The sequence below is a fragment of the Metabacillus sp. B2-18 genome (genome assembly GCF_021117275.1).
Classification (GTDB): Bacteria; Bacillota; Bacilli; order Bacillales; family Bacillaceae; genus Metabacillus.
On sequence record NZ_CP088245.1, the window covers coordinates 2502508 to 2514101 of the forward strand.

Below are 11594 nucleotides of genomic sequence, written 5' to 3' on the forward strand. Positions count from 1 at the left end.
TTCAATCAAAAGAGATTTAACAAATTGTTACTTTACAACATGTACATGCCACTTCTCATTGATTCTACGAATCTCTTTTAAATCACATTTTGGCTTTCGATCGTATGTTAGAATTCCATTAATCTCCTGCTCCACATCTGTTAACTGTGTGTAGCAATATCCGTGTAAGGATTCAGATTCATAGACTGCTTTCATGACTCGTTCATAATCTGCGACATAATCTTCCACATTATTGACAGAGGTATAACCCCAACCATTATCTTCTCCAACTTTAAACCCAATTCCCCCAAATTCGGTTAACAGAATGGGCTCACCACTATGTTTATATCCTTGAGTGTAAATACTTTTTCCATTTGGTTTTGAATGAAGCAAATTTTCGGTATTAAGGATGGAATGACGAAATTCATTATATTTTTCCTTTTCGTCTTTTTGACCATGATTGTAGTTGTGAATCGCACATATGTCTGTTTTGGTCATTTCCCATCCATCATTTGAAATGACTAATCTTGTTTTATCAAGTGAATGGATCAGATGGTACATGGCTATCGAATGATGTTTTTCCTGATCATTATGATCGATAAAAGGAACGCCCCAGCTTTCATTAATTGGGACCCAAGTAACAATACACGGATGATTGTAGTCTCGGTCAATAATCTCAATCCATTCCTTTGTTAACCGAGCAACAGCATTCTCGCTGAAAGTTGGTGAGGCGGCACATTCTCCCCATACTAAAAAGCCTAATTGATCGGCCCAATATAGAAAACGAGGGTCTTCTACCTTTTGGTGCTTTCTACAACCGTTAAATCCCATTTCTTTTGCTAGTTCGATATCTTTCTTTAAATCTAGGTCTGTTGGCGCCGTTAATAAGCCTTCTGGCCAATATCCTTGGTCAAGAACAAGCTTTTGATAATAAGGTCGATTATTAAGAAAGACCATCCCATTTTCAGTATGTATTTTTCTCATACCGAAATAGGAGGAAATTTCATCAAATACGGTATCTCTTTCTTTTAATCGAACGGTTATATCAAATAAATTTGGATTTTCCGGTGACCAATTCCACCCAACATGATGGAAGCCTGTTCGTAATATCTTCCGATTATATAGATTAATAGATGTTCTAACTAAACCCTCGTGAACTCTTACCAACTCACTTGCTACCGATTCATTCTTAAAGCTAATATCAATTTCAAGCTGTTTTTTTACAAAGTCACCTAAAAGCTCAAAATCGATGATAACCTCGCCATTGTCTATATCAGGTGTAAATCTCACATTATGAATCCGCGTTTTATTCACTGCCTCTAACCACACTGTTTGCCAAATTCCTGTTGTCCTTGTGTACCAAATTCCAGCTGATTTCTCAACCCAATATTGTTTACCACGAGGAATCGTTTCATCCTCTGATGGATCTTCTACTCTAACAACAATTGATTGCTTCCCTTCAACTAAATCGTTTGTAATATCGAAGGAAAAGGGAGTATTTCCTCCTTCGTGTGTACCTACTAAATTCCCGTTTATGAAAACCATTGCTCGATAATCTACAGCACCAAAATGTAGAAGGATCTGCTTATGAAGCATCGATTCTGGGATATCAAATTCTTGTTGGTACCACACCCAATCATGGAAGCTAGGATCATTTATACCACTTCGTTTTGTTTGATAAGCAAATGGAACATTGATCTTTTTAGTAAATTCGGAGTGTTTGAGATACCATTTTTCTTCTAAACCTATATTTTCATCATCAAACTCAAAATTCCATTCTCCATTTAAATTAAGCCAATTATTTCTTACAAATTGCGGTCTCGGGTATTCATTTCGACTCATGGTTAGATTCCCCTTTAAAAACGGTTATTATTTACTATTAATCTCTTGGATTTTACGTAAATCCACCTTTGGATTTCTCTCTTCATCTAATAGACCATTCACCTCTTGTTGAACATCGGTGATTTGTGTATAGCAAAATCCACTAATGTATGGAGTATCTTTAATTGCCTGTGTAATCGATTCATAACGCGATAAAAACTCCTCATCACTTTTCACCTGATTTCCATAGCCCCAACCTTTTTCCGTATCAAATGCAATTCCACCATACTCACTGATAATAATTGGCTGTCCTTGATAGTGATATCCTTTTGCCATCGCATGTTTATGCTTATTAAACGCGATTTTGTTCGTAACAACCTTTTCTTTATCATGGTAGCGACTCTCGAATTCTTCGCCATATTCTACATAATCATGTAATGTAATGATGTCTGATACAGTATGCTCCCAACCATCATTCACAATAACAGGTCTCATACTGTCAATTGCTTTTGTAAGATGATAGATTCCCTCTGTAAATTTTTGTTGTTTCTGATTTGTGAAGATATTTTTCACACCCCACGATTCATTGAATGGTGTCCATGTGATGATACTTGGGTGGTTATATTGCTGCTTTACAACTTCGATCCATTCCTCTGTGAAGTTTTGAATCGCCTCATCTGAAAATTCATAGGTTGCTGCCATTTCCGACCATACTAGTAGGCCTTTCTTATCCGCCCAATAAAGGAAACGTTGATCTTCTACCTTCATATGTTTTCTTACACCGTTAAAGCCCATTTCTAGGGTTTTATCAATATCTTCTATAATCGCTTCCTCAGAAGGTGGAGTTAAATGGGATTCTTTCCAATATCCCTGATCTAGGATGAGTTTTTGATAGAGTGGGGTATGATTAAGCAATATATTTCCATTTTCTATTGAAATTTTCCTCATCCCAAAATACGATGTTACTTTGTCTATGAGTTCACCATTTTTATATAAAGTGAACTCTACATCATATAGATGAGGAGATTGTGGTGTCCAATGAAAAACACGCCATTGATGAAATTCACTTGAAATGTTTGTGAGGATCGTTAGACTTGATCGGCTTACTGTTTGGTCAAATGACTTGATTGGCTGCCCATCATAAGAAATAGATGTTCTTAGTATTAATTCTGAATCCATGTTTCCTGAAACTTCATAAACAAACTCAACAGATTCTCGATCAATATCAGGAGTCATCTTAACTGATTGAATATGTGTTTCATTTAGAAACTCCAGCCACACTGTTTGCCAAATTCCTGTTGTCTGAACATACCAGCAACCAAAATTTTCATCGATCCATCGCTGTTTTCCTCTTGGCTGAAAACAGCTTTGACTATCCTCATTTTTAACGACAATATCCAGTTCATTATTTTCATTTAAGTAGTTTGAGATGTTAAAAGAAAATGCGATTTGTCCACCTTTTCTTTCTCCTACAAAACGACCATTTACCCATAATTTTGTTAGATAGTCAGCAGCCTGAAAATGCAAGGCTATCTTTTTTTCTTGGAACTCATTTGGTATTGTGATCGTTTTTTGATACCAAATATTTGGACAGAATTCTTCTTTACCAATTCCGCTTGCTTTTGTTTCATATGTAAAAGGAACAATGATTTTTTCGTCAAAAACTCCTTTATTTTTATACCATTTTTCTTTCTCTCCTATATTCTTTTGGTCGAATTTAAAATTCCATTCACCATTTAAGTTGATCCATTCTGTTCTTTCATATTGTGGTCGTGGATATTCCTTTCTTGGTATATTTATATTTTGTATATTTATATTTTGCATATTTAGTTAACCCCTTTTACTTAGAATTTTTAAAACAGAAACGAAAATAGATTCATTACTTCGTTTTCTTTTGTTACAGATTTTCTGTTTAATTACAAAATATCTGTAATTAAGTATAGAATACGCTTACATTACTCGAGAGTCAACTGTTTTTAACAAAAATTTCAGAAAACTTTTTTGAATACAAACAAAAAAATCCACCAAAAAATAAATTGGTGGATGTACAATTCATTACTATTTTTGATTACAAGTTATTTTTAATTTAATATCTTGCGGATGATCCCCAAATTCTCTGCCAAATAGATTGAAGCCACCTTTATGAACGGAATCGTCCTTGATGCCTATCCGAAACGTTAAAAATTGATGATCTAATAAATTTAAATCGTTTATCTTAATATCAGATAAATGAATATCATCTATCGTTGTTTTATGATGTGTTACCTTCCACGTTTTTAATACCCCATACTGTGTACTAGTCGTTTCACTCCAAGCCAACGAATTGAGTTTACCAGGTCGATCACCATAATCTCCTGGACTTGTCCAAGTACCAATATCAACGCCATTCAACCACACAGTTATATCTGAAGGCCAATTATGGTCATAATTAGGTGCTTCCGAGCAAATTTCTAATGATATTTGCAATTCATTAATCTTTGTTTCTTCTGGAATCGCAATTGGAAATTTGTACTCAAAGTAACCCTTTCTCGTCCAGATTAATTGAGCATTTGCACGGACAGGACTATAGAAATGAACGGGTTCATCCTCTGGAATGATCAGTCCATCATGATTAGCTATTCCACAAGTAGGAGCCACAAAAAAGTCAACATATTGTCCAATCGGCATCTCTAGTTCATAATATTTATTATCCTTTGCTTGATCCTTTATGGCATTTAACTGAATATGAATATCATCAAAATTACGGGCACAAACCTTCATTGCACCTCTGGTTGCAGGTCTCAACTCTGTTAGGATTAACCCAGAATCCTCTAACACCTTTACATGAGCAGCTATTGTTGAAACAGGCTTATCTAAGTTTTCTGATAGCTCATGAATATTCATGGTTCCTTTATTTAGTAAGTAGATAATTTTCAAGCGAACTTCTGATGATAATGCATGTGCAACCTTCTGTAGATTACTAGGATTATTAATCGATAATTCTAAAATAGCGGTTCACCCCAAACCTAATTAACATGATTTTAGTTACTTACATTAAATATAAACGATTTTTCTGTATAAATACAGTTTTTATATTTTTTATATTCATTTCATTAGGTTTTTCTAAGAAAAAAGAGGGGTTGATCTTTAAAACAGAGGTAAAAGAAAAAGGTGGTTCTTATGTTTTTTCAAGAACGTGAAAAACGTCCCTTTTTTTCTAGTAAACACCGAGTTCATCTCTACTAAAAGACCCAGCTATCGCAGGAAATCTTGAAAATTCCTTTTTCATATCTCGGAATGAAATGATATCATTTCCAATATAAAAATGATGATCTAGCGTGGATTCAATACAGTTTAAGGGAGCATGAAAATATGTTTCCTTATAGTGTTGAATGGCATCTTTCTTGCTCCGGGCAAAAATGAAGACAAAATCATTCTTGTTCTGCTTCAATGAATAAATTCGAACCTTTCGAAAACTTAAAAGATTTTTTTGTATCATTTCCGCTACGATCTGATGATTTGCCTGGTTTAAATCTATTTTTGATACGTCGTCATTTGAAGAAATTTTCTTCTCTTTTACTAAATGAAAAAGATAATGGGCCAATGTAGATTCTTCTAATCTTACAACTTCCTCGAAATATTCTTTTACTTTCATGTGATCACACCTCAATTTTTATATTTAAGAACGAAATCCTATTCTTATTGCTCCACAATTTTTACTATGTATTCGTTATTGTTCGCGACAATGATGTCTAAGGGGCTTTTCTATTTAGAGAAAATAATTTCAAGGGGTTGGATCTTTATCTTCAGTCCTCCCCCATCAATCATTCTTATTAAGACTAATATTTTAAAGTTATATGAAGTTCCTCTAATTCAGCTTGATCGAACCCTCTTATCAGCTGCTTAGTCTTCATCATGAAAATATTCTCCCTCGTTTTTAACATGAATTTCACATGTTTCAGGGTTGTAGTTAATCAATTTATAATGCTCAGTGAAACTGCGGATCAATGCTTGAACATTGTCGATCGAAAGACGAGTTTTCTCTGCTAATTGTTCTATTGAAATTTCATAGATTCCGTCTTGAGTTGCTTGCGGATTCGTGAGTAAGTAAAGATAAAAATACTTTTCCTCCCATGTCATCTCCTTTATAACCGGGTCTCTCCAAAAATCTGTATTAACCTTTTTACATTCTGCCATTTTTCAACACTTTCCTTTCTCCTATTAATTTCCTTTTCACACTATATATATAGAAAAACTGACGAAGAGTAGCGTGTGTTTTTTAAAAAATCTATTTTTTTACAGGGTTTAGATTCTTTATCAAGTATGACAATGTTTAGAGTCTCTTCAATCCTCACCCGCTGTAAGATCAAGCACGAACTCACCCGGAATCGGTCTTCCAGCTCCAATAGAAGTTGACTGCTTGGATTTTTGTTTAGAAGACTGGTTGTCATGATAAGAATCAATTTCTTCAATGGTTAATAAAGACTCATTTTTCCAGTTTTTAAGAATTCCAACAATATAGTTTAGCCTTCGCTTGTTATTAGCACAGGCAATACCCATTGCTTTTAGTACGACATCTTTAGGGTGTAAAAAGCAGGAATTCTCTAACCAGGATAACAGCTGGTGTTTGGCATTTATGTTTGATAAGCCAAATCCATTGCTGTCCCAGAACTCTACGATTTCGTTTATATCTTTTGATTTTTGACTTTGTTGGTCATCATCACTATTTGAATTCTCTTCAGAGGATTGTTTTTCTTCCCCAGTTTCCGTAACACAAGGGCGAGAGATTTCTTCAATTTGATCATGTTCAGTTGCATTGATTGTATGTTCTTCACCCTTATGGCTCATTTCTTTCTCTACTTCTTTATTACAATAAGAATCATATAAGCGAACGATTTCCTCTCTTTCAATTCCTTCGCAAACATACGAAATAAGCGAGGTATCCTTGACCTCTTTTAATTCTTTTGTCATACAATCCATGATTGGTTTTCCGCCCCTATGAAGGTTATTTTTCCCCCAGTTTTTTATGGCGATTTCACATGTTTCTGGATTGTACCGAATTAATTTGTGATGTGTACAAAAACGTTCTATTAATGATTCCACCTGTTCAATCGTATAATCTAATTCGAGTGCCATTTCTTTTGTTGTTATTTCATAGATTCCAATTTGCGTCGTTTTTTCATTTGTCAGTAAATACATGTAAAATAATTTATCATCCGAAGACATCTTCTCTAAATTAAATGAAGATCGCCAAAATCCAGTTAACACCATACGAAATTTTGCCATCTTTTCATCACTACCCTTTTATAAATTAAATGTTCTTTCACCTCTTATATAGAAAAAAAGAAGATTACAGTAGCGGTTTGAAATGTAAATTTTTTGTGAAGATAAAACTGGTGTGATGATTACGATTTTGATAAGGGTTTAAATTTTGTGTTAGAAAATAAAAAACGCTCCTTTACGGCTTGTAAGGAACGTTGATCTTTTCTATTGAGTTTGTTTTAGAAGATAAACTACCACTACAACAAAGTTTTCAATTTTGAGAATGGCAGCTCTTTCTAGATTATCCTCTATACTAGGGTTGTAAGCTTTTTTGTTGTTGTTTTTCTTTTTATTATTCTTCTTTTTCTTTTTTGGCCACGTATCGTAAAAAAAGATTTCTCACCTAAATTTTATATCTACTATTTAAAGCATCTACGGAAATAAATATGTTCAAATTTAAGATGTTGAAATACAGATTAACTCAATGACTTACATATAGATAAATGGTTTAACATATTTTTAAACATTTGGTTCTGTTAAAATTTAATGTTGATAATTCCATACTATTAAGGGGAACCCATTATTTATGGATTCCCCTTTAGTTCAATAGGTGAAACTACTGTTGAGTATTGCCTTATAATATTTATTACAAGATCTCTTTGGAGTGAAAGATTTTTTTAGTTATCATTCCAATGATATATTATTTGCACAACGCCAGAGGAAAATGTTCTTGTATTAACCATTTTTAAATTTATCCTCTGTTTTAAATCAATAAACAACGGTTTTCCTTCTCCCAAAACAACAGGGTGAATAGATAATCTAAATTCATCAACAAGCCCCAAATTTATAAAAGTTGTAATGAGACTCGCTCCACCATAAAGCCAGATGTCTTTACCAGACTTTTTCTTCAATTTATTTACTTCTTCAAGAAGATTATCATTTATAAATATTGCTTGATTATGTATCTCATTTTGTGTTCTGGAAAAAACATATTTCTTTTTACTATGAACCAATTTCCAAATTTCCTTTTCGGTATCAGGGTCTTCATTTTTTGGAATATATTGTCCCCATAAATCATAGCTTTTTCTACCATATAAAATAGTATCAATTTGATTTAAGAAATCAGTAAACCCCATATCAGGGTCCATAATGCACCAATCAACTTCTCCATTTTTCCCTTCAATAAAACCATCTAAAGTAACTGCTAAATCTAAAATTATTCTTCTCTGTTTTACGTTATTTGTCATAACTATTCATCCTTTTACCATTCAGATTTGATCCTTCTGTCCCGTTGACCTTGTCAACCTTAACGAACATTTGTTCTAATGTTAATTATATCAAGAATTCGGATAGGTATCAAATATCAACCTTTACCTTTAACAGAGCCAATCATTTATAAACGTGCAGTAAATCGTAGAAAAGTACTACTAATTATGTTCATAAAAAACTCTTCTTCTTAGTAAGTTTACCTGTAAGCGTTTTATTTTATAGAGAGAGGATGTATATCTTGGTTTTATTATAAATGAAGGAGGTAATATTTATGTTAAAAAGCTTAAGAATTTTCATGCTTGTTATTTTAACATCTGTACTATTATGTTCCTTTAGTCTTGGTGCATTTGCAAAGGGAGAAAAAGCAGACACATCCTATCGAAGTGTAATTGAGATACATGATTGGGGTGCAGCTATTACTAAACTGATTTTGAAAATTGGTAAACCTGTGCCTAAAGAATCTATTACAACTGATACATTTAAGGTACATGTTACAAGAAGCGATGATAGACTAGCATCACCACAATTAGAGGAAGGTTTTAGAGAGGTAACAAATGCCTATGTTGCTGATCAAAATGGAAACCCTGCAGTAAGAGGTAAATATGTGGTTTTAGAAATGAAGATTGGACCTACTGTTTCACTAGGTTCCCCTCTCAACTATTATGCTGGGTTTAATGATTGGATACAATCAGATTATACTATTACTCAAGAAAAAGACATAAAAATGAATGCTGGTAAATTCGGCACAATTTCTGGATTAGTGATTGATACCTTTGCAGGAGAAACGAGAGAAATAGTTGATGAATTCTCAGCTGGTCAGGCAACATACAAGGACATTACATTAACGTATGCAGATTATGCACCAGCAAAAGATAAGAGGAAAAATCCTTTAATCATCTGGTTGCATGGCGGTGGTGAAGGTGGTACCGATCCAACTATTCCATTATCCGCTAATAAAGCTACTTCCTTTGCAACGGCAAACATTCAATCTTATTTTAACGGTGCTTATGTATTAGTTCCACAAACACCTACGAGATGGATGGAGGGCATTTCAGGAGGAGCTGATGGAACTTCTATTTACCAAGAAGCTCTTATTTCATTAATTAAGGATTATGTCGCTACTAATCCTGATATCGATCCTAATAGAATCTACATTGGCGGTGCCTCAAACGGTGGATACATGACAATGTTAATGGTTCGGGACTATCCAGGATATTTTGCAGCAGCATTTCCAGTTTGTGAAGGTTTAAATAATCCTTTAGTTTCTGATGGAGATATTTTAAATATGTCTCAAACACCAATTTGGTTTGTTCATGCAAAAAATGATCGAACTTTACCTCCAGAAAGCAATGCAATTCCAACCTATAATCGTTTACTAGAAGCTGGAGCTAAGAATGTTCATTTAACACTTTTTGATAATGTTCAAGATACTTCAGGTTTATATAAAAATGCTGACGGTACACCATATGAATACAATGGTCACTGGTCGTGGATTTATGTTTATAATAACGAAGTAAAAACAACCATTAATGGTGAAACAACTACTCTAATGGAGTGGATGGCTGCACAGTCTCGTTAAGATTTTGTAATGTGTAATTGATAGCATTACATCAAATCGTAAAGCATCTTCTATATTCCTAAATAGTGTTTGTTTTAAGGAATGTATGCAAAAAAATTACATTTTAGCAAAAAACCAAAGGTATAAAAAAATAAGCGTTTTCTCCTTCACCCGAGAAACCGCTTATTTTCGTTTATTTGTCTTCGAAACTATCAAATGGATTCCTACTTTTTTAAAGACTGCTCCGCTAGCCATTCCATTAAGGTTGTTGTTTTTCCATTAATGGTGTTTGTTACCTCATTGTTGTATACATAAATCCATGACCAATGTCCATCATATTCGTACGGAGTACCGTCACTGTTTTTATAGAGACCTGAAGTGTCAATTACATGATCGAATAGAGATAGATGAACATCTTTTGCACCCGCTTCAATTAATCTGTTATAGGTTGGAACTGTATATAGATTCGGATCAACTACCGTGTCGGTTTTGGCAGCAATAAACCAGATAGGAAGATTCTTCATTTTTTGTATTTCTTCATTCTTAATCAATGAATCTTTTAGCGCTTCACAGGTTGGGAAGGCAGCTGCGAAATACTCCGGATAGTCCCGTATCATCAGCATGGTCATATAGCCACCATTAGAATCTCCACCAATATAAATTCTACTCTGATCAATATTCTTATTCTGTGAAACATAATCTTCAATTAATGCCATTAGTGCTTTTTGATATTTCGAGGTACCATCTCCAAATTCAGTGTAACCATCCATCCAAAAACTAGGTGTTTGAGGAGCTAATATATAGGCACCATCAAAATAGGCTTGGATTTCTTCAGATGCAAAGTTTGCGGCTTTGTTCCCGGCGATGGCTATGGTTGGGTCTGTACCTCCTTCTCCAGCTCCATGTAACCAAATGACTAGTGGATTTTCCCCATTATTTTTTGCTGGAGAATAATCAGCATAGGTTAAAGTAACATTGTCATATGTTGCTTTGCCGGTTCTGAAATCATCGACAAGCTCTCTCGTTCCACCTATGTATGTATCTATAACTAACCCTGAAATCGTTCCATCACTGGTTTGGATATTCTTTTGTTGTGTAATCGTGTATTTATTATCGGTCCAATCGTTAAAACCAGTCCCCGCCCAATCGTAGTTGATTGCAGAAGAAAGTGATAAGGTTGGGGAAATCTCCATTTCTAAAACAGCATATTGCCCCATCTTCACGGCTGGTTTCCCAAGCTTATCTGATACATAAGCATTCTTTACTATTCGATTACCTTCTTGTAAGAATGGATGTGCTAATCTATGATCATATCTTTCTACATGAACATGAAAGGTCTCTTTCGTAACCGAATCTGCTGGAACAGGTTTTCCTAAATAAACGATTACTTTTGTCATGGCTGCTCCCCAATCCTCAATTTTTGTAACCGTTTGATAAGAAGGTTGTGTTTTTACTTCTGGTTTAAAAGTATGATTCGTTACGTCTGCTGAACCTAATTGCGTTAGAGATTTCTCCGATCTATTCTTCTTATTCTCCATTATGATTTACCTCCCTTTTTTGAATGCGTTTGCATTGGATTCTTGATTTTAGACAAACGTACTACTAAATGTACAATTTTGTTATTTAACTCGCCTTAATAGATCCTCTAACTAGTCAACACTTTTGACAATATAGGTAGGAATTGAATTACTTGATTCTTCAAATGAAGCATTTCCATAAGTTACTC

General features: G+C 34.2%; 9 protein-coding genes. 1 reads left to right on the top strand and 8 read right to left on the bottom strand.

Annotated features, from left to right (window positions below; all coding sequences use genetic code 11):
• Positions 1–27: 27 nt before the first annotated feature.
• From LPC09_RS12560 to LPC09_RS12590, 7 genes are all read right to left on the bottom strand, one after another.
• Positions 28–1821 carry a glycoside hydrolase family 2 protein gene (locus LPC09_RS12560; protein WP_231309656.1) on the bottom strand — a complete coding sequence of 598 codons (1794 nt, stop codon included), beginning with the start codon at positions 1819–1821 and terminating at the stop codon, positions 28–30.
• 27 nt (positions 1822–1848) lie between these two features.
• Positions 1849–3624 (bottom strand): glycoside hydrolase family 2 protein, encoded by a 1776-nt coding sequence (locus LPC09_RS12565; protein WP_231309657.1) that lies wholly within the window; start codon positions 3622–3624, stop codon positions 1849–1851.
• Positions 3625–3858: 234 nt separating this feature from the next.
• The gene (locus LPC09_RS12570) at positions 3859–4716 is read right to left on the bottom strand and encodes an ArsR/SmtB family transcription factor (protein ID WP_331275802.1); all 858 of its coding nucleotides are present in this window, start codon (positions 4714–4716) and stop codon (positions 3859–3861) included.
• 280 nt (positions 4717–4996) lie between these two features.
• A complete protein-coding gene (locus LPC09_RS12575) occupies positions 4997–5434 on the bottom strand; it encodes a hypothetical protein (protein ID WP_231309658.1) in 438 nt (145 codons plus the stop codon).
• 248 nt (positions 5435–5682) lie between these two features.
• Positions 5683–5976, bottom strand: a complete 294-nt coding sequence (locus tag LPC09_RS12580; RefSeq protein ID WP_231309659.1) for a replication protein — start codon at positions 5974–5976, stop codon at positions 5683–5685.
• 147 nt (positions 5977–6123) lie between these two features.
• Complete coding sequence (locus LPC09_RS12585) at positions 6124–7065, bottom strand: DnaD domain protein (RefSeq protein WP_231309660.1); 942 nt, start codon at positions 7063–7065, stop codon at positions 6124–6126.
• Between the two features lie 653 nt (positions 7066–7718).
• Positions 7719–8288 carry a dihydrofolate reductase family protein gene (locus LPC09_RS12590; protein ID WP_231309661.1) on the bottom strand — a complete coding sequence of 190 codons (570 nt, stop codon included), beginning with the start codon at positions 8286–8288 and terminating at the stop codon, positions 7719–7721.
• 293 nt (positions 8289–8581) lie between these two features.
• Between LPC09_RS12590 and LPC09_RS12595 the strand changes: the two genes are divergently transcribed.
• A complete protein-coding gene (locus tag LPC09_RS12595; RefSeq protein WP_231309662.1) occupies positions 8582–9889 on the top strand; it encodes a prolyl oligopeptidase family serine peptidase in 1308 nt (435 codons plus the stop codon).
• 203 nt (positions 9890–10092) lie between these two features.
• Here the strand turns inward: LPC09_RS12595 and LPC09_RS12600 are convergent, their stop codons facing one another.
• Positions 10093–11406, bottom strand: coding sequence for a prolyl oligopeptidase family serine peptidase (locus LPC09_RS12600; protein WP_231309663.1), 1314 nt, complete (start codon positions 11404–11406; stop codon positions 10093–10095).
• Positions 11407–11594: the final 188 nt, after the last annotated feature.

Coding starts and splice junctions, on each gene's coding strand:
- LPC09_RS12580 (WP_231309659.1), bottom strand. CDS start 5,976: ATGGCAGAATGTAAAAAGGTTAATACAGATTTTTGGAGAGACCCGGTT.
- LPC09_RS12585 (WP_231309660.1), bottom strand. CDS start 7,065: ATGGCAAAATTTCGTATGGTGTTAACTGGATTTTGGCGATCTTCATTT.
- LPC09_RS12600 (WP_231309663.1), bottom strand. CDS start 11,406: ATGGAGAATAAGAAGAATAGATCGGAGAAATCTCTAACGCAATTAGGT.
- LPC09_RS12565 (WP_231309657.1), bottom strand. CDS start 3,624: ATGCAAAATATAAATATACAAAATATAAATATACCAAGAAAGGAATAT.
- LPC09_RS12590 (WP_231309661.1), bottom strand. CDS start 8,288: ATGACAAATAACGTAAAACAGAGAAGAATAATTTTAGATTTAGCAGTT.
- LPC09_RS12595 (WP_231309662.1), top strand. CDS start 8,582: ATGTTAAAAAGCTTAAGAATTTTCATGCTTGTTATTTTAACATCTGTA.
- LPC09_RS12575 (WP_231309658.1), bottom strand. CDS start 5,434: ATGAAAGTAAAAGAATATTTCGAGGAAGTTGTAAGATTAGAAGAATCT.
- LPC09_RS12560 (WP_231309656.1), bottom strand. CDS start 1,821: ATGAGTCGAAATGAATACCCGAGACCGCAATTTGTAAGAAATAATTGG.